Raw genomic sequence first — 23,203 nt, 5'->3', positions numbered from 1 at the left:
CGGAGGAGGACCCGATGTCGTTGGGCGACAAGATCAGCAACAAGGCCGAAGAGTTCGGCGGTAAGGCCAAGGAGGCCGCCGGCGACGCCACCGGCAACGACGAACTGCGTGCGGAGGGCCAGGCCGACCAGGCGAAGGCCGGTCTCAAGGGCGCGGTCGAGAACGTGAAGGACGCCGTCGGTGAGGCCGCGGACAAGATTCGCGACACCTTCAAGAAGTAGCGGTGCCTTTCCGGGCCGGGGCAGCGGGATTCCCGCGCCCCGGCCCGTCGCATTTGAATGCGGTAGGTGGCCGGCCCCGCCCGTTCGGGTGGTCTCGGGTGACGACCAGTCCGCGGCCGCCCCGGCACCGAATCCCTTCCAGACGTCCAGGCACCGCGTAGCCGGGCGTCGGGTGAGGTGGAGGCGGCTTGATGGTCGAGGGTGTGCGGACGAGTCTGCGCGAAAACGGCGGCACCGGAGCGGAGCCTGCCGAGACGAGCCTGATGCAACGGGTCGCGGCCGGTGACGAACAAGCGTTCGCCGACCTGTACGACGTCGTGGCGGGGCCGGTCTGGGGAGTGGTGAACAGGGTCGTCCGCAACGGCACGTTCGCCGAGGAAGTGACCCAGGAGGTCCTGGTGGAGGTGTGGCGGACGGCGGCCCGGTTCAAACCGGGCAAGGGAAGCACGCTGGCCTGGGTGCTCACCATCGCGCACCGGCGGGCCGTGGACCGGGTGCGCTCGCATCAGGCGGCGCTCGATCGCGACGACCGCGCGGGAAGACTGGATTTCCGGCGCCCGTTCGACGAGGTCGCCGAGTCGACGATCAGCAATCTGGAACAGCAACGGGTGCGCCAGTGCCTGTCCGCGCTCACCGATCTGCAACGGGAATCGGTCGTGCTGGCTTATTACAACGGATACACCTACCCGGAGGTCGCGGAAGTGCTCAAAACCGCGCCCGGCACGGTGAAGACCCGCATCCGCGACGGTCTGATCCGGCTTCGCGACTGTTTGGGGGTGGGACAATGACGGTCGAACCGCACACGCTGACCGGCGCTTACGCCGTGGACGCCGTCACGGAGGAGGAAGCCGCGGCGTTCAAGCGGCACCTGCGCGGTTGTCCCGCTTGCGGACAGGAGGTCCGGGAACTGCGGGAGACCGCGGCGCGCCTGGGCGCGGCCCTCGCCGCCGCGCCGCCGCCGGGGCTGCGGGAAGCGACGCTGACCGAGGTCGCCCGAACTCGCCAATGGCCGCCGCTGGTCGCGGCCGTCCGGCGCGCCCGGTCGTCGAAGCAGCCGCCTGTGCGGATCGCCCTGTGGGGCGCCGCGGCGGCCGCCGTCGGGGCGCTGGTGTTCGGCCTGGTCACCACCAACAACGGGCCGGAGTCCGATCCGGCCCAGCAGCAGCTCGCCTCGGTGAACTCGGTGCTGACCGCTCCCGACGCGTCGACGGTGAAGGACGCCGCGCCCGGTACGACCACGGTCGTGACTTCGCGGAGCAGGCAGAAGGTCGTCGTCCTCGCGGGTGATCTGCCGCCGCTGGCGCCCGGCAAGGCGTACCAGGTCTGGCTCATCGGGGCGAGCGGCGTGCATTCCGCCGGGCTGCTCGTTTCGGACGGTCCACATCGGACCCGGCCGGTCCTCGCGGACCTGCCGGGAGCGATCGACCGGGTCGGGATCACCGCCGAACCCGCCGGAGGTTCGCGGACGCCGTCCACCCCGGCGGTCGCGATGATCCCCCTGGTCTAAAGACCGGTGAGCCGCCCGCAGGACCGCCACAGTTCCCGGCGCTGCGCGGCGGTTTCCCGGGTCTTGCCGAGGTAGTGCGTCGGGCGCGGGGCACGGTCGTGCCAGAACATCCCGTTGTACCGTCCCGGTTCTTCGGCGGCCGCGAGCCAGACGAAGGTGTCGGCCCCCTGCTCGGCGTCTCGCAGGATCGGCCGGGTCAGCTTCCGGAAGGTCGGCAGCGAGGTCGCGACGCCGGGGGTGTCGGCCCAGCCCGGATGGGCGCTGTGCACGACGACCCCGGAGCCGTCCAGTTCGTCGGCCCAGAGTTCGGCGAGCACCACCTGCATACGTTTGGTGCGCGCGTACCCGGCCGCCGGTTTGTAGTCGCCCCGCCGGTATTGGAGGTCGTCGGTGCGCAGCGGCTGGCCGTACATGCCCCCGGAGCTGACCCAGATCACCCGTGCGCCGTCGGCGAACTTCGGCCGCAAGGACGCGGTCAGCAGATGCGGGCCGAGTACGTGCGTGGCCAGCATGACTTCGTTGCCCTCGGCCGTTTCCGTCCGTTCGGCGGGCATCACGCCCGCGTTGTGCACGAGGATGTCGATCTCGCCGTCGAGGTCTTTCGCGTAGTCCCGCACCGACGAGAGCAGACTGACGTCGCAGTGGTCGACGAGGATCCGCGCGCCGGGCGCGGCACGCTCGATCTCGGCGCGGGCGGCGTCGCCGTCGCCGCGGACGGCGATCCGGACGGTCGCGCCCAGTTTCGCCAGCCCGATGGCGGTCGCCTTGCCCAGCCCGGCCTTCGCGCCGGTCACCACGGCGACCTTGCCCGCGAGCGCGTCCGGCGCCGGGTCCTCGGGCCACCATCGCCGTCGCAAGAGGTGCCCGAGGCTGCTGTAGCCGAGCAGAGTCCGGTCGAGCACGGTGTCGGCTGCCCTGGTCACGGCTGACATGGGGTACTCCTCTGATCGGGTGGGCGGTTCAGCGCTCGTAGTACAGCTGAGCGGGAACCAGTGCCCACATCACCTTCCCGGTCCGCTCGCTCCGGAAACCCCAGTCGAGGGAGAGCTGGCTGACCAGGCGGAGCCCGTAGTGGGCTCTGGGAGGTGCGGTGCGGAGGGGTTCGAGTTCCGGATCCTCGTCGAAGACCTCGACCATGAAGCCGGGGATGCGCCGGGTGACGCGCAGTTCTCCCGGCCCTTCGGTGTGCCGGTAGGCGTTGCTCACCAGCTCGTCGATCACCAGGAGCACGGCACCGAGCGGTTCTTCCTCGCGCCTGCCGAAGCCGAGACGGCAGGCGACCACGGAGCGGATCCGGCGCAGGTCGGGACGATCCCGCAGGTCGACCGTGACCTCCGCGGCACCGGCGACCCGGCTGCACAACCGCTCGAGTTCCGCTTCCAGCTCGGCCTGATCACCGTTCATCGCACCCAGCTCCCCTCACCGAACACCTCTCGCGAGGTGTTCGGTGCCGAGGGGGCCGCGGACGGGTCCTAGTGGATCCGGGGACCGGCCTTGGCGGAGAAGCGGAACTCGATGGTCGTCGGAAGCTCGCCGAGGTCCAGCGCCTGGCGCAGCCGGGGCAGCCCCTCCTGGGTGACACGCTCGCGGATGGCGGCCAGATCGCCGTCCTGTTCGGCGCTCAGCACCACGGCCAGTACCGGCGCGTCCTGGGTGCCGCCCAAAGTGGCGTGCGCGGCGTGGACGCCGGGATAGGTCGCGACCTCGGCGGTGAACGGCTCGACGGCGGTGCTCGCGGACAGCGCCGTCTGCCCGGTTTCCTGCTCGAAACGCCAGGTGCGGGACTTGGGTTTGCGGACGGGTTGCGCGATGAGCCAGCGCAGCGTCAGCAGCCCGACGACCACCGCGCCCCCGGCGACGGCGTACCAGGCCCAGCCGGGCGGCATCGCGGTGCCGGGCACGAGCGCGGTCCCGGGGTCGAGCAGGGGGATCCTGCCGAAATGGGTGCCGACGGCGAACACACCACCGGCGAGCAGCACGATCCCCGTCAGCACGAGCAGGGTGCGGTTCAGCCGGGCGGGACGGTTGAGGTCGGTCATGACACGCTCCTGGTGGCCTTGACCCGGACCCGCACGGCCGGGACGGTGGCGGGACCGATCTGGGCGAGGCGGCGCTCGATGGCGTCGCGGACGGCGTCGGCGAGTCCCGCGGTGTTCGTCCGGCCGGTGGTCACCACCGAGACGATCCTGCGCCGGGTGACCTTCAGCTTCGCCCCGGAGACGCCGTCCACAGTGGACGCGGCGGTGCGCAGCGTCGACCGGTAGCTGCGCCGGGAAGCGCCGGAGTCCGGGTCGCCGTCGAGCGGCAGCACGGTCGGCTTCCCGGGGACGAGTGCGCTCAAGAGCAGGAGGAGGCCGATCAGGGCGACACCGCCGCCGGCGAGCGCGGTGACGGTGTCACTCCATCGGGCACCGTGCAGCGCGGACGCGACGGCGTCGTAGCTGACCCACGGTTTCTCCCCGAGGATCGTCTGGACCGCGACGACGGCGGCCAGGACACATCCGGCGAGCACCACGAGGGCGACGAGCACCGCCGGGACAGTGCGGCGGGGGCGCCGTTTCATCGGACCCTCCTCGTTTCGGTTTCCGCGGAATGCAGGGCCGTGACGGTGATGTCGACCCGGGTGACGGTCAGGCCCGAGAGTTCGCCGACGCGGTGGATCAGATGCTCCCGCGCGGTTTCGGTGGTGGCGCGCACCGAAAGCGGGTATTTCACCGAGAGCCGGACGTCCAAAGTGGCCGTCGTGCCGGTGACGCGCGCGCTCACTTTGGCGCCCTGGTCGAGGTCTTCACCGCCGACCGCGATCCCGAGCACCCGGGAGGCCGCGCCGCCGATGCCGTCGAGTTCGGTGATCGCCTGCGCGGCGATCCGCTCGACGGCACCGCCGGCCACGGTCAGCCCGCCGCGCCCCTCCGTTTCCGGCGCGGCGGCGGTCATGGTCGTCATGGCGGTCAGCCCCTGTCGCGGCCCGCCAGGGCCGAAAGGTCGAGTTTGCCGTCGAGGAACCGGCCGACCAGCAGGCCGAGGGCGGCCAGGACGAGCACGACGAGGAAGGCGCCGAAGCCGCCGAACGCGCCGGCCACGCCGAGCACGAGACCGGTCAGCAGGCCGAGATGGGTGGCGTTCATGAACGTTCTCCTTGCGGTAGGGCGCGGACCGGCGCCGGTGGTCACTGGACTCGGCCGGACTCGGTGTTCTCGTCGGTGTCGTCGTCACCCGGGATGTGCACGTCGGAGACGTTGATGTTGACCTCGACGACCTCGAGTCCGGTCATCTGCTCGACCGCGCCGATCACGTTGCGGCGCACCGACTTGGCGAGATCCGCGATCGCGACGCCGTATTCGACGACGATCTGCAGGTCGACCGCGGCCTGGCGCTCGCCGACCTCGACGGACACGCCCTGCCCGGCGGACGCGGTGGCACCCGGGATGCGCTCACGCAGCGCGTTGAAGGCCCGCGCGGCGCCGCCACCGAGCGCGTGGACGCCGGTGATCTCCCGGGTCGCGAGGCCCGCGACCTTCTGCACGACGGTGTCGGCGATCGTGGTCACGCCCTGCGTCGTGACGAGAGCGCTGTTCTCGGCGGGGGAGGCGGAGTTGGAGTTCGAGTTCGGCTTGGCGGTGGTGGCGGTGTTCGTCATCGTTATCTCCTGGGATTCGGATTCCGTTGCCTGTGGCGGAAGTTCGCGGGCTGCCCCGTTCTGCTTCCACACTCCATAGACCCAGCCGCACCAAGATCGTCACGACCCGATCGTGTGGTCTGGATCTCACCGTGCGTGGGTATCTCTCCTGGACGGTTCTCGCGGTTCGCGTCGCTGCCGGGCCTCTGGTCTTCGCCTCGATTCTCTGTTAGGAAAGGTTCCTAACTAATGGGAGGCGACATGCGCGGACGCGGTCTGGCGGCGGCGACGGTTCTGGTGGTCCTGTGCGGTGGCTCGGCCGCCGTCGCGCAGACGACGGCGGCGGAGTCCGGGGCGCGGGTGGCGCGCAACATCATCTACATCCAGGGCGACGGCCTCGGCCTCGGCCAGCGTGACCTCCTCCGGCTCGCGTTGAAGGGCAAAAGCGGCGAACTGGCGATGGACGGCCTCGCGGTCACCGGCCTCGTGCGGACGGCCTCGGCCGACCCGGACGAGATCGTCACCGACTCGGCCGCGGCGGCCACCGCCCTCGCGACCGGGCACAAGACCCGCAACGGCGCCGTCGGGATGGACGTCCACGGCCGCCCGGTGGAAACGATCCTCGAACGGGCGAAGCGGGCGGGTAAGTCGACCGGCCTGGTCACCACCGCGCAGGTGACGGGCGCCTCGCCCGCGGCGTTCGCGGCGCACGTGCCGAGCCGGGATTCGCAGAGCGACATCGCGAAGCAGTACATCGAGAACAGCCGTCCGGACGTCCTGCTCGGCGGCGGCGAGGATTGGTGGTACCCGAAGGGGAATCCCGGTCTCTGGCCGGACAAGCCGGGGGAGGAGAGCCGCAGCCCGTACGGTGATCTGGTCGACCGCGCGCGGCGAACGGGCTACACCTACGTGCGGGACGGCGACGAACTGCGGAACACCCGGGCGAACCGCATCCTCGGCCTGTTCGCGAACGAGGACATGGTCGACTACGGACCGGACGGCGTCGGCAAGTACGCGCCGCGGGTCCCGCTCCAGCAGATGGCGCGCAAGGCGCTGGACACGCTGTCGCAGAATCCGCGCGGCTTCTTCCTGTTCCTGGAGGAAGAGGGCACCGACGGGATGTCGCACGAGAACAACGCGCACGGCGTGATCGACGCCGGCCGCGCGCTCGATGCCACGATCGCCGAGGTCATGCGCTTCGTCCGGGCGCATCCCGACACGCTGGTGATCATCGGTGGCGACCACGAGACCGGCGGATTGAGCATCGAGAACTACGACGCCTCCGACACCGATCCCGACCAGGACGGCCCGTTCGGCGTACCGGGCTCGAAGCTCGAGTTCAGTGTGGACTGGACGACCCACGACCACACCGGCGCCGACACCCCCGTCACCGCCGAAGGCCCCGGCTCCGCCCGCCTGGGCGGCACGGTCGACAACACCGACGTCTATCGGGTGATGCGGGTGGCAAGCGGCCTGTAAAGCCGAAAAGGGCCACCTCCATCGACGGAGGTGGCCCTTTCCGGAGGTTTCGTCAGCCGCCGATGCTCTCGACGACGGCCTCGGCCACCGCCTTCATCGTCGTCCGGCGGTCCATCGCGGTGCGCTGTATCCAGCGGAAGGCGTCCGGCTCGGTGAGTCCCTGGCGGCTCATCAGCAGCCCCTTGGCCCGGTCGATGACCTTGCGGGTCTCCAGCCGGTCGGTCAGGCCCGCGACCTCGGACTCGAGCGCCTGGAGCTCGGCGAACCGGCTCACGGCCAGCTCGATGGCAGGCACCAGGTCGCGCTTCGCGAAGGGCTTGACCAGGTACGCCATCGTCCCGGCGTCCCTGGCCCGCTCCACGAGGTCGCGCTGGCTGAACGCGGTGAGGATGACGACCGGCGCGATCCGGTCGCCGGTGATCTTGGATGCGGCCTCGATACCGTCGAGCTTGGGCATCTTGACGTCGAGGATCACCAGGTCAGGCTTCAGTTCGGTGGCCAGGTTGATGGCCTGTTCGCCATCCCCCGCCTCACCGACGACCTCGTAACCCTCTTCGCGGAGCATCTCGACGAGGTCCAAACGGATGAGGGCCTCGTCTTCGGCCACGAGCACCCGCCGCTGGGGTGCGGCGACGGCACCATTGGCCTCGGCAGCCTGCTCGGTCACCGGGGTCCTCCTGAAGGTCGTCGGGCAGTTCGGCTCGCGGTCTGGCCGCGAACCTGAAGCCTACCGGGAACGATCCAGTCGGCGAGATGGCGTTCACCACGTCAGACGGTCGTCACACTCCCGGGCCCGGCGAACGGGGCGCGTCCGGGATCCCGTAAAGTTCACCGGGCACCGCCCCCGTAGCCCAACTGGCAGAGGCAACGGATTCAAAACCCGTCCAGTGTGAGTTCGAATCTCACCGGGGGCACTCATGACGACCAGCGAAAACCGGGCCCTCACCAGGGAAAACCAGGTGAGGGCCCGGTGCTGTGTTGTCCGGTTGTGTCCGGCTGAAACCGGGGTTCTACGAGTGGTCACCCCCAATACGCCCCCAAATTTCGCGGCACGCGGCATCGGGCGGCGTCATTGGTCCTCGTCCATGCCCTCCGTCCAGCCCAGTGCTTGCTCGATCCGTTGATGCGCGGCTGATTGCAGGCCGTCGATCACCTTGGCGTAGATCTGGTGCAGCACCGCCACCGAGTGTCCGGCCCACTCAGCGCACTGCGTGGACGGAACACCGCCAGCCAGCCACGTGGACACGCAGGCGTGTCGGAGGTCGTATGGCCTCCTGCCCAGCGGTGAGGTGTACTCGGTCTCGGTCAGCACGGCCCGTCGGGCGTTGTCCCAGACCCTCGCGATCGTCGACTCAGCGAGATCACCACCGACAAGGTTCCGGAACAGCCGTCCGTCCGCCGCTACTCCCTGCTCCGCCAAGTGCGTATGGAGGATCGCGGTGAGGGGCGGGGGAGATGGCACGGTGCGGACCTCCCCTTTCGCGCGCTGTTTGAGCTGCCGCCGGTCACGCCGGCCACCGGAGTCCGTCCACGCGGCGCCTGCGATCGGCGCCGTCTCGGACAGCAGCAGTTCACCCCAGCCGCGTTCCGGCAACTGGAGGTCCTGTTTGGACAGCATCGCGGCTTCCTCCGGGCGGAGCGCCGCGTAGTACATCACCGCGAAGAACGCCTTCAGCATCGGGCCGGACGAACGCCGCGGTGCCGTGTCGACCTTCTGTGCCCCGACTGCCGCCAGCAGCTTTCGCCCCTGACTGGGATTGATGACCACGCGCTTGTCGATCGCCCGCACGGTCTTCGGGGCTGTCCATTTCACCTCGGACAGGCGGTTCGCCGTCACCAGCTTCAGCTCATCCGCGTACTCCAGCATGTTGTGGATGACCGCACGTTTCCGGCCAACGGTCTTGGCCGCGGCCTGCTTGCCGTCGAGCTTCAGCGAAATCTGGTCCAGGACCTCGCGCAGCTTCGCGAGATCGCTCAGCCTGGACGTCGGCAATGTGTTCGCGGCCACCCACTTGAGCGCGTTCTCAATCTCCGGAGTCTTGGCGTCATCTCGCCTCTTCAGGTTGAACGCCCAGCCGGTGAGCGCGCGGCGAAGCACCCTGTCATCAGGCTTTCCGCGCGTGGTCCGGAGCATGGCCGGTAATGCCGACGCCAGCGCATCGGCATTACCGGCACGGGACTTCGCCGCCGCACGTGGCCATTTCATATCGACGTACTTGCACGCGAACGCGAAGAACGGCATGTCCGCCTCGTTACGCAGCATCGACACAGGCAGCCCTCGTGTGCAATGGAACGCTTCCCCGCGCCGGGCGGCGGCCACCAGGTCCGAGCGGACGCTTTCAGCGTGCGCGTAGGTGTCCAGCTTCTCGTCGAAACGCTGCCCGGCGACGAACCACACCACGCGATAGGAGGTCTTCGTCTTTCCGCGCCGCGTCTCGATATTCCAGATTTTGACGTCGTAACTGGTTTCGCTCATGCGGCCTCCTCGGTGCGGCTCTCAAGCCAGCTCTCGAAATCGGAACGGCGAATGCGGATCTGGTTGTTGGGGAGCTTGATGCAGCGGGGCGCTACTTTCTTCGCCCGCCAGTCGTTGAAAGTGGAGCGGGCCAGACCGCCGCCAAGCTCATCGAGCACTTCGGCGATGGTGAGCCACTCAGCGCGTTTCGAATTGCGTGTCCGAGACATCGAGTTAGCCCCTTCAATTGGGCACAGCGAACCGGCTGCCGGTGGCAGCCCGGCAGCCGGTTCGTTGTGACGGTGTGTAGCTGATCTGGCCCGTGGTGACACGGGTAGTTCCTGAGGTCTAGGGCGTGGGGGCCGAAACCAAACCCGCAAACCCGGAAACCCGGAAAGTGGTGTTTGACCTGCGTATATGCCTGCGGGTTTACATACGGGAGAGAGAGCTTCAAACCCGCAAACCCGGAAACCCGGTAGGACGTCCGGACATGTCTTGGCAGTTCAGGATCACTTGTCGCGGTTTTCGGACACGTCCTCGTTCTTGGTGGGGTCGAACGGTTCGGTCCAGTAGACGCGGCAGTTCCGCCCCTTGTCGATGACGCTGCGTAGCACGATGTCGGTGTGCCACCGGTCGATGTGACCTGTCAGCCTCTTGCCCAGGGATTTGGTGCTGAGAGGCTTGCCCGTACGGTCTGTGGGGAAGGTCCCGACCCAGGGGTCGGTGCCTGCGGTGGGCTCGCCGGACTGGCGGAGTTCCTGCGCGGACAGGTGCCGGTCGCCGTGCAGTTCGTGCCAGGTGTGCAGGAAGTTCATCCATTCCGCGTTGTCCTCGTCGAGCCCGCGCACCGATTCGGCGTTGGCGAGGAAGTGGCCGATTCCGTGGTGTTCGAGGAATCCGCCCAGGTGTTTGGCCCACGCGGTGAATTGCCGCATCTGCGGAATGGCGCCGGACGCCTCGGGTGCGCCGTGGTTGGTCCAGTCCAGGATGAGCACCAGGAGGTGGCGGAGCACGATCGCCCGGTTTTTCGGTTCCAGGATCCAGGAATCGAGGTTCGGGATGGTGAACCCGCTCCGCGCTTCCGGGCGCGGGCAGTCCGGGTCGAGCCGCACCCACACCGTCCGGCTGGCCATGTCACCGCCGGTGCGGAGATTGTTCCCGGTGGCCAGCCAGAGCCGGTCGTTGGTGTAGGTCGGGGCGGTGTTCGTGCCCAGTTTCCGGTCCGACCACGACCGTTCGGTCATCAACCGGGCGAGTGTGGCGGAGTCGAGCGCGGTTCCCTCCTTGACGTTGTCGAACACGATGACCCCGGACGGTACGGCCAGCACGCTGGTGATGGTCTTGCGCAGTTCGTCCTCCGATTCGGTCCAGTTCTGCACGGTCTGCCCCACCAGCAGCCCGACGCAGCCGGTGAGGATGGTTTTCCCTGACCCGGGCATGGACGCCTCGACCAGACCGAACGGGGACAGTGCCCGGGTGTAGGGCCGGACCAGCGGGGTGGCCAGCAAGGCCATGTAGTTGGCCTTGTCGGCCGGCGTCCGCCACGGGAAGTCGCCGAGGAACTTCTCCAGGAGGAATTCCCGCGCGGCGGACACCTGCTCCGCGGTCGGCTTGTCCGGGACCGGCGCGAGGTGGTTGTTGCTGGCCAAGTAGAACTTGGTATCCGGGTCGTATCCCGGCCGCTGCAGCAACGTCCCGTCGGGGCGGAGTACCGGTGTGGAGATGATCCCGTTGAGCACCGGCAGGCCGGGCCAGGATCGGCGGGCGAGCACTGCGGACAGCACGGGCCCGGCCGGGGTGACCTCCGCCGGTTTCCCGTTCTTCGCCCCCATCACGGTCGCGTGTTCGGCCAGCAGCGCGGCGAACAGCGACGGCTTGAGGGTCGAGGCGGTGATCGGCAGGGCGGCGTCGTCGTCGGCGGCGACGGGCCCGGCCGCACCGGAGATCTCCTCCAGCACGACTGGTGCGCCGTCGGCCACGTAGCTGCCGGGGATGATCCGCCCGTCGAGAGCCCGGGTGAGGACCCGGATCATCTCCGGGTCCTCCTCACCGACTCGCAGGACCGGGCGGCCGTCGTCCCCGATGACCCACAACGGCGTGCCCGCGCTGGACGGCGTGCTGCTGGGTTCGGATGTGGACATGGGGCCTCCTTCGGTCGTGCGGGTGGTGCGTCGTCGGGTCACGCGGCGGGTTCCAGGGGTTCCCCGGAGAAGGTCTCGATCAGCGCCGAGGCGAGGACTTCGGCCATGGCGGGCGGGACGGCGTTGCCGTAGCCCCGCACCTGTGCGCGTTTGACCTTGCTGGACATCTTGTAGCCGGGCGGGAAGCCCATCCCGGCGCCGATCTCGTGCGGTTCGAGCATCCGGAAGGTGCACTTGTCGACCGGCGGACCGTTGCCCCCGAGCAGGGCGTAGCGGTCCTTGGTGGTCAGCGTTCCGATCGGCTGGTCGGTGCGGTGGGTGCCGCCGTTGCCGTAGTAGGACATCAGCAGTGACAGCTCCGGGCCGTCGGTCGGGGGCCCGACCAAGCCGTGGTGGTTGCCACCGGCCGACACGGTCGGGATCGGCCCGTCGACCGGGTAAGCGGTGCGGGCGGAGCCGCCGTTGCGCTGGATGGAGATGAACGGCGGCACCACGACCGCGGTTTCGCGGCGGCAGGTTTGGGCCCGCATCGGCCGGTCGACGGTGATCGCGGTACCGATCCCGGCCCGCGCCGCGCAGGAGACGAGCAGCGGCGGGCACACCAGCCCGTCGGTCTCCCGCGTGGTCCGGGTGGGCAGCGGCTCGTCTACCGACGTGGCGTGCTGGCGCCAGGTGCCCCCGGCCGGGGCCAGCAGCGCGCCCATGTGCCGTTCCAACCCGGCCTCGATCCGCGCCATGGTCTTCGGCGTGAGCGGGTCCGGCCGGCCGCGCTCATCGACGCGTTCCCCGATCCGCTGCCCGGGGTCCAGGGACCAGTCGATGATGGTCGAGGCGGCCAGCACCTCGGGTTCCACGATCTGGTTGCGACACTTGCGGTGCGGACACTTGTAGACGTACTGGCCGTTGCGGATGCCGTAGACGCCCATCACGTCCCCGGGCTTCTTGAACACCTGCAGCGCGTCCACGATCTCGTCGCAGGTGCTGCAATACGCCTTGGGGCGCAGCCACTTGTCCCAGTCCGGGACCCGCCCGAGGCTCTTGTGGCAGTAGCCGAGGAAGAACCGGTTCCGCGACTGCGCGACCTTCCCGTGGACCGGGGCGGTGACGTGCATGGCGTTGAGCGCGATCAGCCAGGTGTGGTAGCCCTCGGCCGCGATCTCGCGGCGCCAGCGCTTGAATTCCGACCACTTCACCACCTGCACGACGTTCTCCACCACGCCGCCCAACACGGGTTTGCCGCGCCGGTTCATCGCGCGCAGGTAGCGCGGGATCTCCTCCATCAGCGCGCGTGCCCGCGCCACCGAGGGGTCGAGCGCCTTCGGGCCGGTCTTGGGGTCGAACAGGACTCCTTGCAGGTTCTGGTCGAAGTCCCGCTTCTGCCCGCGCGCGTCCGTCCACGGCGGACACGCGGGTGAGGCCCAGAAGAAGTCCACGCGCGGGAACCCGCCGATGTCGGCCTTCGCGATGTCCCCGCGGTAGTGGTCCATGCCGGGGTGGTTCAGGCCATGGGTGGCGACCGCGATCTTGTCGTGGTTCGCCGCCAGGACACCCTCCGTGCCGGGCACCGCGAGCACGCCCGTGGTGTCGCCGCCGAACCCCGCGAACTCGTGATACGTCGTGAACGTCATCAAGCCACCCCCGCCGGGGCGGTCTCGGCGCGGTAGAGCGCCTGGCAGTCGTCGCAGTCGCACGCCCGTCCGAAGCCAGCTTCCTTCCCGGGCGGGACGATGTCCGGGTTCGGCAGCGCGGGACCGAACGGATTGGCGCCTGTCGACCAGGTGGGAATGATCTCCGGGGCGCCAGGCTGGGCGTCGCGGCAGCCACATCCGGCCATGAGGCAGCGGCGATTGTCGTCGTCGAGCTTGGTGGCGGCGTGGGCGTTGTCGAGGTGCGTGCAGGTGCAGCGGTGAACGATGACAGCCATGACGGAACTCCTTGTGCGGGCGGGCTTTCCGGGCAGCGCGAAGCGGGCCCGCGCAGCCGATGACTGCGCGGGCCCTCGGGACTGGGTGCGTGCTAGATGCAGGCGGGACGCTCAGGGCTGGCGGGTCAGCGTGGGCCGACCCAGCAGACGACGTGGTTGTCATCGCCACCGACCCGGACGGCGGCGGCGTGATCGGCGGCCCGCAACGCCTTGCGGTTGCTCTCCGGGACGAGATGGATCTTGCGTTCTTGGGACAGGCGCTTGAAGTGCTTGTCCTGCGCGGCCCTGCTCGTCCCGCGCCGGTCGAGCTTCGGGCGCAGGTCGACCAGGGGAACCCAGTCCCCCTTGTGGCGCTCCAGACTGGCGATCGCGTTCCGGATCTCGTTGTCCCAGCGGTCGTTCACAGACATGACGGTTCCCTTCGATCTCGGTGGATGACGCGGTGGTTGTCCGCTCAGCGGAGCGGTGACGGTGCTGACTGGCCGAGGAAACGCAGGTCGTGCCAGCCCTCGGTGTGCAGGTGCGGGAGCGCGGCGGTGATGGCGTCGTGCATGGCCCGCACGGTCTGTTCGGGCACGCGGCGGGCGTACCCGCAGACCCGGCAGCGGGTGTTATCGCGGCGGGCGTTCCGTGCCAGCACGGTCGGCAGTGGTGGCAGGATCACCAGCCCGACCGTGCGGGCGCGGTACTCGCTGGCCAGGCCGATCAGTCGTTCGCGGAACCGGCGGAGGTAGCTGGTCACGTCCCACACGACCGTCCCGCCCGCCGCGAGCACTGACCGGGTGGTGGCGATACCGCGCTCGACGGCGACGGCGTTGACGGCCTGGTTCGCCGAACACCCGCACGGCGACAGCGCGGCGCGGTTCTCGTCCAGCGACACCACCACCGCCCCGGTGGGTGCGTGCCGACGGCGCCAGGTGGTTTTCCCGGCCCCGGCCGGGCCGATCGTGGCGTACAGGGTCGCGCTCGTCACGCGGCCTCCTTTCCCTTGATGCGCCGGGGGTTGTGGCTCCCGGCGCGCAGGCTGGTCTCGATGACGCCGTGGTCCTTCACCCGCGATTCGGGGGTGTTCCAGGCGGCGACCGCGGCCTGGAGTTCGGTGCGGGCGAGGTGTTCGTCGAGCACGTGCGCGCCGACCAGCTGCCCGAGGGCGTAGGCGGCGGTGGACAACGTCTTGTTCCGCTGCCCCAGCGGCTCCCTGCGGACGCGGTCGGTCTCGGCCCGCAACGCCGCCGCCACGTAGGCGTCCGGCGCTTTCACGGGCTTCTCACCGCGCCCTGAGATGGCCGTGGTGGCGTGTTCGACGTTGGCCTGGACCAGCCAGCCCGGGAACTCGGCTTCGTCGGTGTCGTCGAAGAGTTCGTAGGCGCCGCCTTCGAACACCGACCCGGGCGCGAGGGCGTAGGTGCCCCAGCATCGGGTGTCCACATGGGACGCGATGTGCTTGACCGTGCCGCGCAGGCGGCACCCGGGCGGCACCCGGAACCACAGGTGCCTGCCGCCGGACGGGGTGGTGACGGTCCAGGTGTCCGGCAGCGGCCCGCCCCGGTCGGCGGCGAGCGCCCGCAGCTGATCCCATCCGTCGGGGCCGTCGCCGGTCTTGGGCTGGTCGCAGTCGACGACGATCCGGCCGGCGGGGCCCGGGAACACGCCGATGTTCCACGGGCGATCGGACCAGCGCCAGCGGATGCGGTCGGGGTCGAGGGTGGCGAGGTCTTCCGGTGTCGCGTGCCCGTCGGCGCAGGCTCCGGTGCCGGGGCAGCGGTCCGGGCGGTGCCAGGCGGCGATCTTCGTGCCGGGCCAGAGCGGGAAGACCGGTATCCCCCTGCCAGCCATTGCCAGCGCCGCCCGCGTCAGGGCGTCATTCATCCACGATCTCCTTTCGCCAGTGGGGTTTGGGATCCCAGGCGGCGCACTCGTGCAGGTGCACCGAGAACCGCCGCGCCAGGCGGGCCAGCACCGCGTCCAGCGGCCCGGTCATCTCCGGGGATGCGCGCAGGCACCGCGCGATCGGCAGCGCGGTGGCGGAGGCGTAGAACTCGCGATCACTCCACGCCCGCGCGACCACCCGGCCCGCCTGGCGGGCGGCGTCGCGGTCAGCGTGTTCGATGTCGCGCAGCCACTCGGTGATCTCGGTGGCCGCGTGGGTGCTGGTGCCTTTGCCGCCGCCCATGGACATCGGCTACACCGCCAGGGGGCGACTCCAGGCGAAGTCCCACGCGACGACCGTCACCGGGATCGCGTTCACCGCCTCGGCCGCACAGGGCTCCGCCCACCACTCTTTACCGGGCCCGGTGATCTGGACCCAGGCCGCTTCCGACGCGGTGAGTTCGACGGCCTTCTCGTCCCGGGTGAGCCGGGCGTGGCGGGCGGCGGCGGCCAGCGCGCGCCGCCGGTCGTGGGTGAAGACGCAGACGGCGTCACCCTCGTTGATCTCGGCGACCTTCACGCCGAAGTGGACGGCGTCGCCCGTGATGGTGTCGAGGCTCCGCGGTAGCTCGCTTGTGGACATGGTGCTCTCCTCTGGGGGTGCGGGACGGAAACGCCCCGGCCGGGAGCGGCCAGGGCGCGGAAAGGTTCGTGCGGGTGGTGACGGGTCAGCGGCGGCGCAGGGCGTAGGTGCGGTTCTGGTCCCGGTCGGTGACGACGAACCGGTGCTGTGCCAGCCGGGCGGCGACACTGGTGACGGCGGGCAGGATCGGCGCGGCGCCGACGATCAGGACGCCGGGTTCGTCATAGACGTCCACGTCGCCGTCGAGGTGCCGGGCGCACATCAGGTGGACCCTGGTCATGAACACGCCGCCGACACCGTGGAAGCCGAGCAGGGCCAGGACTTCCGCCGCCTCGTGCACCACGGCGTGCTTGCCGTAGCCCTCGCGCAGTCCGAGCATCACCGTGACCGGCATGCTCGGATCACCGGCTTCCAGGACCCGCCAGCCGTGGTCGTGTTTGAGGGACGCGGCGATCGGCGCGTAGTCGGTGATGCCTGGTGCGCCGTCGGTGACGCTCGGATCCCGGATGAGCGTGAACCGCGGTGCCCCGTCGGCGGATTGGTGGATGGCGGCGGTGACCGTCACCCGCGTGGTGCAGGCGGCGGCCAGGAGCCGGACGGCGTCGGCCCGGCTGGTTCCGGCGGGCGGCACCAGCAGCGGCTGATACACCCCGGCCGCCGACGCGACCTCTTCGTACAGCTCGTGCATGGTCGTTTCTCCTTCTGGTCAGCAGCGGCGGAGACCGGAGTCGATCGCGTCGTGCTCGGCCTGGTCGACGGTCATCCGGTAGGCGCGTTTGGTCTCGACCCAGCGGGCCAGGTAGCCGCACTTGTCCCGCCCGGGCAGCCATTTCGCGGGATCGGAGTCCCCTTTGGACCGGTTCGACTTCGCGGTGACCGCGATCAGCACGCGCGGGTCGTTGGCGTAGCGCTGGCGGTCGGTGCGGGACCAGCCGCGGGTGCCGGACCGGGCGGCCTCGGCGAGCGGCACGACGTGGTCGACGTCGAGGTATTTCGCGTCGGTGACGGTGATCCCGTCATACGGCGAGACCCACCGGCCGCCGGTGACCGTGCAGCCGGGGCCGGTGGTGACCGCGGTGCCTTGGGTCTTGAGCGTGTGCTCACGGGCGTCACACGCCCCGGACACGGTCTCCCAGTGCGGCCACTCGGCCCGCCGGTAGACGTTGCCGGTGTCCTCGACGGCGACCTTCAGCCCGGCCAGCGTTGCGCGCACGGCGCCCGGGTCGATCCGGACCGTGCCGCCGTCGCGGGCGGCGGCCGGCGGGGACGTCGTGCCCGCCGGGGTTCTCGGGTGCTGACATCCGGCCGGGGTCGCGGCAACCGTGGCGGCGATTGCGAGCGTGCCGATCGTGCGGGCGATCACGCCGCCACCGCCAGCCCACTGGACAGCGCGGCGATCTCGGCGGCCTGCACGGCGCGGGCGGTGGCGATGTCGACCGCACGCCACACCATCACCGGGAACGCCCCGTCCTCACCGGGTGCGGCGCGCCGCATGATCGGGTCGCCGTGGCGCAGGGCGTGGGTGTAGGCGAACCACGCCAGCCGGAACACCCCGGCGTCGTCCCGCGTCGGCAGCGGCACCCCGATGTCGAGCGCGGCGGCGCCGATCGCGTCGCGGGCGACGTGGGGCCGGGTGAACCCGACCGCGAACACGCTGCCGTCGGCGTGGACCAGCACGCTGGGATGACGGACCCCGAGACAGGCATAGGCGTCGGTGACGGCCAGATCGGGCATGGGAAGGAACATCGGGACACTCCCTTGCTGTGGGTGGGTTCCGCCGGACCGGCAGGGGGTCGTGCGCGAGCCGCCGGTCCGGCGGACGTCGGTGGTGTAGGGCCGGAACCCGCGCGGATCGGGGACAGTCCGGTCAGAGGGATATGCGGCTGTCGCGGACCAGGACCGGGGCCTGGCGCACGATCTGCGACCAGCGGCGGGCGACGCGGTCACGGGCGATCGACCGCGCTTTTCCCTCCGACAGCGCGGGTTCGAGCTTGCGCGTGACGTGCTTGAAGTTCTTGATGTCGTGTGCGGCGTTGCCGCGGTGCGCACGGCCCATCCGGTGTTCACGCAGCCACCGGTCCTCGGCCTCGAACCCGCCCCAGCAGCCGATCGCGTAGTCCCGCGCGGACTTGTGGTCCCAGTCCTTCTCGCGGATCTTGACGCTCACCCAGCCTTCGTCCCCGGTGAAGCGGATCTCGGTGATGGTGAACCCGGCGTCTTTCCACACCCACGCGTGCCCGAGTTCGTGCACAGCGGTCGCGATCTGACGCGGGTCCTCCGGATCGCGGGCAGGACTGAACAACCCCATGACAAAACCTCCTTGAAAATCACTGTTAGTTACCGGATTGGCCAGTCCGGCGGGACATGACCGAGGGGAACAGGGAAGGGAATCGGAGGGGAGTCGGCGGGGGAAGCCCGGCCAAGGAGAAGGATTTGCTTCTCCTACCTCCCCCAATCGCTTCCCCCGACCTGATCAGCGGCGATGATCTAAAAGGGGAAGAAGGGGAGCGGGGGAATCCGTCCCGTGGCGACCCGGAAACCCCCGCTTTTCGCGCTGTCCAGGTGAGTGTGTGCTACTCCCCCTCTTCGGCCCGGTCCGCCAGGGCGTTCGCGACATGACGAGCACGGACAGTGAGCGTTCCTTGCTTTTGTCGGACCGGTACGCCTGCCGCTTCCAGGGCTTCCTTGACCCTTTCTGCGGTCATCCCGGCATAGGGCTCGTGGCCGGGCGCGAGCTTCCGCAGACGGGCGCCGACGTCGGTGGCCTTGACATCCTCACCGGCCAGGACGTCGGCCACGTCGTCGAGCAGATCCCGCTCCGGCGGGGCCTCGACCTGCGGTTTCCCGGCGGTGGCGCCGCCCCGGATGGCGACGGCGCGGTCGATCACGGTGACGGAGTCGTCGCCGTCGATGAAGTGAGTGCGCACGGTCATCGACGGCTGCCCCGGAGGCAGCGGAACCCCTTCCCCGGAGACCACCAACGTGCCTTTGTCCAGGCCAGAGCGCAGTTCGTGGGGTGCGGCGCCGCCGTCGACGGCCTTGTCCCCGAGGGCCATCCGGGATTGGGACTCGGTGCCCAGCGCCAGGGCGGCGCGGATGTGCGCGCCTTCGCGGACCAGTTTGGGCAGGTTGTCGTTGGTGGGGTCCTGGGTTCCCTGCCACAGCACGACGTTCACAGCGCGTCCCTGGTTGTGGATCTTGCGGGCGGCCATGAAGTAGCGGGATTTGCTGGTCTGCCCGCCGTAGGGGTTGTTCTGGTCATCCTTGGCGGGATTCATGAACGCCTGCTGTGCCTCGTCGACCAGCAGCACGATCGGCGCGAACGGTCCGCCGCGTTTGGCCAGCTCACGGGGCACACCGTTGCGGTATTTGTCGCCGTCGAAGGCCATCAGACGACGCTCCATCTCCTTCACGCCCCACTCCAGCATTTCGGTGGCCTGGATGCAGTGCGCGTCGGTGGGGCCTTCGATCAGCTTTTCGGCGACCGGTTTGAACATCCGCCAGTCGCCGATGCCCTTGAGGTCGGCGATGTAGAGCTGCACCGACGGGTCCAAGGCCAGCCACAACGCCAGCGCCCGCAGGGACGCGGTCTTGCCCTGCTTGGACAGGCCGGTGATCAGCAGGTGGCATTGCAGCAGCGCCATGAGTACCGCGTCCCCGCGCAGGTCCATGCCCCACGGAGCGCGTCCGGTGTACAGGTCGGCGGTCTGGGTCGGGTCTGTGACCAGCGGAGACGGCCCGATCGGCTTGTCCAGTTCCCCGGAGTCGGCCGCCCACACCCGCACCGTGCGCGGCGCGGGCGGGGTGGTCAGGAACACCTCGTGCTCGTGGCGGCCCATGTTCTCGGCGAGCTTCCGCCGCTTGCGCTTGACCTCTTCGGTGTCCACCCCGGAGGGCAGGTGGATGTCGAACTCCACGCCGCAGCCGGCCAGCCGGATCGGGGACAGCATCGCCGCCCCGCCGTCCTCCATCGCCTCGATCTTGCGGCGCAGTTCGGAAATCCGCAGGTCACGCAGGGCGGTGACCACGATCGACGGGGTGATCATCACGTCGTCGAGGTTGCGCTGCGACGCCGGGCGGAACAGGTCGGGGATCGCCTGCGACGTGCGTCCCAGGTTCCACAGCCAGGTCACCACCCCGGCGGTGACGCCGGTGACCAGCAGTGCCCCGTAGGTAATGACGAACCAGACCGCGAACGCGATCGCGTCGATCACGGCGGTGATCGGGCCCAGGAACTCGCCTTTGCCGCCGACCCACAGGATCAGCCCCAGCACCAGCAGGAGCACCGCCGCGCACACGGTGACCGCGCCCGCGGCCTTCGCCAGCTGCCACGGGGACCGCACCCAGTCCATCGCCCGGTCGTGACGGCGCGCTTTCTCCGCCACATCACGGGCTTCCCAGTCCGCGAGTTTGTCGTGGTCCCCGGTCAGTTCCGCCGCCCGCATCATCCGCTCGTAGCGGTTCGAGCCGTGCGTGTCGCGCCACCGCCTGAACGCCACGCCGGCCCCGAGCGTCGGATAGACCAGCGCGTTGCGGCCGACGAACTTCAACGTGGAGACCGTGCGGTCGTGCGTTACGGCGGTCCGTGTCGTCCGGACGAGCCACGCGGCCTGTTTGCGGTACTCGGCGTAGCGCCAGTCCCGCTGGGCTTTCTGGTCGGTCAGCAGCCGGTACTCGTGCTCGGTGATGATGCGGCCCTCGACCACCTGCGGAGCGGACTCGCCGCCGGTCGCGTCGGCGGACTCGTGCTGGTCGGAACGGGCGCGCAGCGGGTGCACGGTGGCCAGTTCGGCCGCCGTCGCGGCGGACTCCCGCGCGGTCTCGACGGCGGTCTCGGTGGTGAACTCCGGGGTGTCGTTGTGGTCGGTGGGGTTCATCGCGTGTGGTCCCTTTCGGTGCGGACTCGTGCAGCACCAGGGCAGGGCCGGACCGCACCGGGACAGGTGTGGTCGGCCCTGCCCGGTGACTGTGCGGGAGGGCGGTCAGGCATCACCGCCGGACGGGCGGTTGAGGTACTCGGACTTGAGCTGGGTGGCGTACTTCTTCGCGCACTTGAGCGTGCGCATGATCGACGCGCCGTTGGCCGGGTCGAACCCGTCCGGCCGCGACTGGAGTGCGGCCTCGAACTCGGCGCGCAGTTCGGTGATGCCCCGGCGCTTGGGCTCCGGGATCGTCGCCCGCGCCGACCGCTTCACCGGTGTGGTCCGGCGAGCCGGGGACGGCCGCGTGGTCGCGGATTCCGCCGGTTTCGTCTCCGTGTTGGGCGCGGCGGGCGTAGCGTCCGTGGCGGCGGCCTCGTCCGGGCTCCCTCCCCCCTCAAGTCCGGACGGGGCCACCGCCGGGCTGTCGGGAACGAGGTCGAGGGCGAGTTGCCGGAACGCCGCGACCAGCCGGGGCAGGGCCCGGACCACGGCGGTGGCCACGATCGGCCCGAGCAGGTGCAGGACCAGCCCGGACATGGTGAAAACGTCGGTGACGCCGGGCAGGTGCGGCCAGGCGTTCATGCCGAGCGTGAGCCCGAGGAACACCCATTCCGCCCGGTCCAGGCTCGGGTCCTCCAGCCGGTGGCCGCGCGTGATGAGGTAGGCGCGGGCCCCGACGACCATCAGCAGCGCCAGGCTGCAGAACGGTTCGGCCAGCCACGCGAACACCCACCGCGGGGACCACACCGGGGCGCCTTCGGCGGCGAAGTCCTGAACCCCGGCGGTCGACCACGCCAGCGCCAGCACCAGCGACACCATCGCCATCTGGATGATCAGCCGCAGCATCCGGGCGTCGCGGTAGGCCAGCACCTGAGGGTCACGGTCCAGCTCCGCCAGCGCTGCGGCCTCCTTCACCGCCTTGCGGCGGGTGCGGACCTTGTCGGAGGTGACCTCGAACGGCGCGGAATCGGCCTCCAGTCTCAGCAGCCGGTGCGCCTCGTCGTGTTCGGCGACACGGCGCCGGACGCGCCGGGTCCAGCCCGGCCGCCGACGAAACGGCCCTGCCACCGCGGGGGTGGCGGGGCCGCTGTCCTGCGGTCCATCCGGTGTGGACGGTTCCGGCGGGGTCGGCGGGGGTGTGACGGCGGATCGGGCCGCGATGTCGGCCAGGTGCTTCTCCAGCGCCGTGAGCCCCGTCGAGAACTCCCGGTGCTCCCGGTCTCCGTTGTCGTCGTGATCCAGATTCGTCGTGGTCACCGGTGAGCCTCCTTCCGCTCGGTGGTCCCGGCCCGCTCGCCGGTGCCGACGGCCTGCTCAGCCGCCGGGATGGTGGACGGTTCGCCCGGGTTCGCGCTCGTGATCGCGGTGCGGGCGGTGCGGGTGGTGCGCCGCAACCGCAGCTCACTGACCACCCACGCCGCCGCCCCCGGGACCGAGAGCAGGCACAGCCAGGGCGACCACACCGCCCCGCCGATCAGCGGGACACCCACGCCGGCCAGCTCCCCGGCGTGGGTGGCCGCCCAGGCCACCGCCGCCTCCTGCCGGGTACGGCACTGCTGCTGTCGCTGCTCGCCTGAACCGTGTTCAGCCATGGCGCCACCCCCTGTCCTCGTCCGGGCCGCCGAACTGTGCCCGGGGCTGTTCCGGCGGGAAGATCCGGCCCTGGCGAATTTTGCGGCGGAACGACCACCACCCGGCGCTGTTCCAGCCCAGCCACACCAGGACGGCGCGGACCGGCCACGTCAGCCAGTTGCCGTCCAACACCAGCAGATCCAGCGCCACCAGCGTCGCCGCGACGATCACGTTGCGGCGGATCGCGTAGGCGGCATCGGAGACGGCCGCCGCCCGCCACGCGTCCACATAGGACGTATAGAAACGGTTGTGGTCACGTCCGAACATGCGCCTGCTCCCAGCTCCCCGTCATCGTGGTGACGGGGTCGTAGTAATGGTTGATCGGCCCGCGCGGCGGGGTGGTGATCTGGCGGGTGGTGTAGCCGTCGACCCGGCCGATCACCCCGGCCAGCACCCGCACCAGCAGCACCAGCGGGATCCGCACCAGATGCAGCGCGAGGAACAGCGCGAACGCGCCGAACACCTTGCACAACGCCCACGTGCCGCGCCGCTCCAGCAACGTCAGCAGCAACGCGGCTGTCGGGTTCAGTGCCAGCGCGTCCGGTGTGGACGGTCGCGCGCCACCCGGGGTCATGACCGCTTCACCCCCGCCGCGGTGCTCCAGGCCGTCGCCGTGGCCGCGTCCATGCGGCCGGACAATGCGGTGGCGGCCGCCAGCGCCAGCGTCGCGTGTGCCTGAGCGAGCCCGTTGATCCTGGCGACGTCGGTCGGGTGGAGACGTCGGGTGTCATCGCTCTGCACGACAGTCAGCAGACGTTCGGCTTCGCGATAGTGGGCGGGTCCGTTCATGG

Annotated in this window: 32 protein-coding genes and 1 tRNA gene; 5 read left to right on the top strand and 28 right to left on the bottom strand. The window is 70.1% G+C overall.

Annotation, left to right across the window (positions count from 1 at the left end):
• Positions 1-14 precede the first annotated feature (14 nt).
• The 3 genes from L324_RS40280 (at position 15) to L324_RS40270 (ending at position 1,728) form a co-directional block, all read left to right on the top strand.
• Complete coding sequence (locus L324_RS40280) at positions 15-221, top strand: CsbD family protein (protein ID WP_037321528.1); 207 nt, start codon at positions 15-17, stop codon at positions 219-221.
• A 191-nt stretch (positions 222-412) separates the two neighbouring features.
• A complete protein-coding gene (sigK, locus tag L324_RS40275) occupies positions 413-1,009 on the top strand; it encodes an ECF RNA polymerase sigma factor SigK (protein ID WP_037321525.1) in 597 nt (198 codons plus the stop codon).
• Positions 1,006-1,728 carry an anti-sigma factor gene (locus L324_RS40270; protein WP_037321522.1) on the top strand — a complete coding sequence of 241 codons (723 nt, stop codon included), beginning with the start codon at positions 1,006-1,008 and terminating at the stop codon, positions 1,726-1,728. The genes sigK and L324_RS40270 overlap by 4 nt, the downstream gene beginning before the upstream one ends.
• Here L324_RS40270 and L324_RS40265 read toward each other — a convergent pair.
• From L324_RS40265 to L324_RS40235, 7 genes are all read right to left on the bottom strand, one after another.
• On the bottom strand, positions 1,725-2,660 hold the full coding sequence (locus L324_RS40265) for an SDR family NAD(P)-dependent oxidoreductase (RefSeq protein ID WP_037321519.1): 936 nt from the start codon (positions 2,658-2,660) through the stop codon (positions 1,725-1,727). The genes L324_RS40270 and L324_RS40265 overlap by 4 nt on opposite strands.
• Positions 2,661-2,688: 28 nt before the next feature.
• Positions 2,689-3,132, bottom strand: coding sequence for an ATP-binding protein (locus L324_RS40260; RefSeq protein ID WP_037321516.1), 444 nt, complete (start codon positions 3,130-3,132; stop codon positions 2,689-2,691).
• Positions 3,133-3,200: 68 nt separating this feature from the next.
• The gene (locus L324_RS40255; protein WP_037321513.1) at positions 3,201-3,767 is read right to left on the bottom strand and encodes an Asp23/Gls24 family envelope stress response protein; all 567 of its coding nucleotides are present in this window, start codon (positions 3,765-3,767) and stop codon (positions 3,201-3,203) included.
• The gene (locus tag L324_RS40250; RefSeq protein WP_037321509.1) at positions 3,764-4,291 is read right to left on the bottom strand and encodes a DUF6286 domain-containing protein; all 528 of its coding nucleotides are present in this window, start codon (positions 4,289-4,291) and stop codon (positions 3,764-3,766) included. Before L324_RS40250 ends, L324_RS40255 begins: the two co-directional genes overlap by 4 nt.
• Positions 4,288-4,674 (bottom strand): Asp23/Gls24 family envelope stress response protein, encoded by a 387-nt coding sequence (locus L324_RS40245; protein WP_037321506.1) that lies wholly within the window; start codon positions 4,672-4,674, stop codon positions 4,288-4,290. Before L324_RS40245 ends, L324_RS40250 begins: the two co-directional genes overlap by 4 nt.
• Before the next feature lie 5 nt (positions 4,675-4,679).
• Complete coding sequence (locus tag L324_RS43190; protein ID WP_037321503.1) at positions 4,680-4,856, bottom strand: hypothetical protein; 177 nt, start codon at positions 4,854-4,856, stop codon at positions 4,680-4,682.
• A 41-nt stretch (positions 4,857-4,897) separates the two neighbouring features.
• Complete coding sequence (locus L324_RS40235) at positions 4,898-5,368, bottom strand: Asp23/Gls24 family envelope stress response protein (protein WP_037321500.1); 471 nt, start codon at positions 5,366-5,368, stop codon at positions 4,898-4,900.
• Between the two features lie 240 nt (positions 5,369-5,608).
• Between L324_RS40235 and L324_RS40230 the strand changes: the two genes are divergently transcribed.
• Positions 5,609-6,826: an alkaline phosphatase gene (locus tag L324_RS40230; protein ID WP_037321810.1), complete on the top strand. Its 1,218-nt coding sequence runs from the start codon at positions 5,609-5,611 to the stop codon at positions 6,824-6,826.
• 52 nt (positions 6,827-6,878) lie between these two features.
• On the opposite strand, the gene L324_RS40225 is transcribed toward L324_RS40230, so the two are convergent.
• Positions 6,879-7,493: an ANTAR domain-containing response regulator gene (locus L324_RS40225; protein WP_037321496.1), complete on the bottom strand. Its 615-nt coding sequence runs from the start codon at positions 7,491-7,493 to the stop codon at positions 6,879-6,881.
• 173 nt (positions 7,494-7,666) lie between these two features.
• Here L324_RS40225 and L324_RS40220 point away from each other — a divergent pair.
• Positions 7,667-7,740: transfer RNA gene (locus L324_RS40220), tRNA-Leu, on the top strand.
• A 155-nt stretch (positions 7,741-7,895) separates the two neighbouring features.
• Here the strand turns inward: L324_RS40220 and L324_RS40215 are convergent.
• From L324_RS40215 to L324_RS40120, 20 genes are all read right to left on the bottom strand, one after another.
• Positions 7,896-9,302 carry a tyrosine-type recombinase/integrase gene (locus L324_RS40215; protein WP_037321493.1) on the bottom strand — a complete coding sequence of 469 codons (1,407 nt, stop codon included), beginning with the start codon at positions 9,300-9,302 and terminating at the stop codon, positions 7,896-7,898.
• Positions 9,299-9,460, bottom strand: coding sequence for a helix-turn-helix transcriptional regulator (locus tag L324_RS40210; protein WP_499698324.1), 162 nt, complete (start codon positions 9,458-9,460; stop codon positions 9,299-9,301). Before L324_RS40210 ends, L324_RS40215 begins: the two co-directional genes overlap by 4 nt.
• Positions 9,461-9,790: 330 nt before the next feature.
• On the bottom strand, positions 9,791-11,422 hold the full coding sequence (locus L324_RS40205; protein ID WP_081736631.1) for a hypothetical protein: 1,632 nt from the start codon (positions 11,420-11,422) through the stop codon (positions 9,791-9,793).
• Positions 11,423-11,460: 38 nt separating this feature from the next.
• On the bottom strand, positions 11,461-13,050 hold the full coding sequence (locus L324_RS40200; protein ID WP_037321488.1) for a DNA cytosine methyltransferase: 1,590 nt from the start codon (positions 13,048-13,050) through the stop codon (positions 11,461-11,463).
• A complete protein-coding gene (locus L324_RS40195; RefSeq protein WP_037321485.1) occupies positions 13,050-13,346 on the bottom strand; it encodes a hypothetical protein in 297 nt (98 codons plus the stop codon). Before L324_RS40195 ends, L324_RS40200 begins: the two co-directional genes overlap by 1 nt.
• A gap of 125 nt (positions 13,347-13,471) precedes the next feature.
• Positions 13,472-13,756 (bottom strand): hypothetical protein, encoded by a 285-nt coding sequence (locus L324_RS40190; protein ID WP_051174410.1) that lies wholly within the window; start codon positions 13,754-13,756, stop codon positions 13,472-13,474.
• A 44-nt stretch (positions 13,757-13,800) separates the two neighbouring features.
• Positions 13,801-14,319, bottom strand: coding sequence for an AAA family ATPase (locus L324_RS40185; RefSeq protein WP_037321482.1), 519 nt, complete (start codon positions 14,317-14,319; stop codon positions 13,801-13,803).
• Positions 14,316-15,215 carry a bifunctional DNA primase/polymerase gene (locus tag L324_RS40180; RefSeq protein ID WP_037321480.1) on the bottom strand — a complete coding sequence of 300 codons (900 nt, stop codon included), beginning with the start codon at positions 15,213-15,215 and terminating at the stop codon, positions 14,316-14,318. Before L324_RS40180 ends, L324_RS40185 begins: the two co-directional genes overlap by 4 nt.
• On the bottom strand, positions 15,208-15,519 hold the full coding sequence (locus L324_RS40175) for a hypothetical protein (protein WP_037321802.1): 312 nt from the start codon (positions 15,517-15,519) through the stop codon (positions 15,208-15,210). The genes L324_RS40180 and L324_RS40175 overlap by 8 nt, the downstream gene beginning before the upstream one ends.
• 9 nt (positions 15,520-15,528) lie before the next feature.
• A complete protein-coding gene (locus tag L324_RS40170; RefSeq protein ID WP_037321478.1) occupies positions 15,529-15,858 on the bottom strand; it encodes a hypothetical protein in 330 nt (109 codons plus the stop codon).
• A gap of 85 nt (positions 15,859-15,943) precedes the next feature.
• Positions 15,944-16,546: a hypothetical protein gene (locus L324_RS40165; protein WP_037321476.1), complete on the bottom strand. Its 603-nt coding sequence runs from the start codon at positions 16,544-16,546 to the stop codon at positions 15,944-15,946.
• An 18-nt stretch (positions 16,547-16,564) separates the two neighbouring features.
• Positions 16,565-17,221: an HNH endonuclease family protein gene (locus tag L324_RS40160; protein WP_037321473.1), complete on the bottom strand. Its 657-nt coding sequence runs from the start codon at positions 17,219-17,221 to the stop codon at positions 16,565-16,567.
• Positions 17,218-17,604 (bottom strand): hypothetical protein, encoded by a 387-nt coding sequence (locus tag L324_RS40155; protein ID WP_037321471.1) that lies wholly within the window; start codon positions 17,602-17,604, stop codon positions 17,218-17,220. Before L324_RS40155 ends, L324_RS40160 begins: the two co-directional genes overlap by 4 nt.
• A gap of 121 nt (positions 17,605-17,725) precedes the next feature.
• Positions 17,726-18,166 (bottom strand): hypothetical protein, encoded by a 441-nt coding sequence (locus L324_RS40150; RefSeq protein ID WP_037321469.1) that lies wholly within the window; start codon positions 18,164-18,166, stop codon positions 17,726-17,728.
• 265 nt (positions 18,167-18,431) lie between these two features.
• Positions 18,432-20,735 carry an FtsK/SpoIIIE domain-containing protein gene (locus L324_RS40145; protein ID WP_037321467.1) on the bottom strand — a complete coding sequence of 768 codons (2,304 nt, stop codon included), beginning with the start codon at positions 20,733-20,735 and terminating at the stop codon, positions 18,432-18,434.
• A 105-nt stretch (positions 20,736-20,840) separates the two neighbouring features.
• Complete coding sequence (locus L324_RS40140; RefSeq protein WP_037321465.1) at positions 20,841-22,037, bottom strand: hypothetical protein; 1,197 nt, start codon at positions 22,035-22,037, stop codon at positions 20,841-20,843.
• Positions 22,034-22,372: a conjugal transfer protein TraH gene (locus L324_RS41130; RefSeq protein WP_152547152.1), complete on the bottom strand. Its 339-nt coding sequence runs from the start codon at positions 22,370-22,372 to the stop codon at positions 22,034-22,036. The genes L324_RS40140 and L324_RS41130 overlap by 4 nt, the downstream gene beginning before the upstream one ends.
• Positions 22,365-22,679 carry a hypothetical protein gene (locus tag L324_RS40130; protein WP_037321463.1) on the bottom strand — a complete coding sequence of 105 codons (315 nt, stop codon included), beginning with the start codon at positions 22,677-22,679 and terminating at the stop codon, positions 22,365-22,367. Before L324_RS40130 ends, L324_RS41130 begins: the two co-directional genes overlap by 8 nt.
• Positions 22,666-22,986: a hypothetical protein gene (locus L324_RS40125; RefSeq protein ID WP_081736629.1), complete on the bottom strand. Its 321-nt coding sequence runs from the start codon at positions 22,984-22,986 to the stop codon at positions 22,666-22,668. Before L324_RS40125 ends, L324_RS40130 begins: the two co-directional genes overlap by 14 nt.
• Positions 22,983-23,201: a hypothetical protein gene (locus L324_RS40120; RefSeq protein ID WP_037321461.1), complete on the bottom strand. Its 219-nt coding sequence runs from the start codon at positions 23,199-23,201 to the stop codon at positions 22,983-22,985. Before L324_RS40120 ends, L324_RS40125 begins: the two co-directional genes overlap by 4 nt.
• Between the last annotated feature and the right edge of the window lie 2 nt (positions 23,202-23,203).

It is taken from the genome of Amycolatopsis orientalis DSM 40040 = KCTC 9412 (assembly GCF_000478275.1).
GTDB classification, from domain to species: domain Bacteria; phylum Actinomycetota; class Actinomycetes; order Mycobacteriales; family Pseudonocardiaceae; genus Amycolatopsis; species Amycolatopsis orientalis.
The sequence above is the reverse complement of the archived record's forward strand: the minus strand, read 5'-3'. Positions and strand labels throughout refer to the sequence as shown.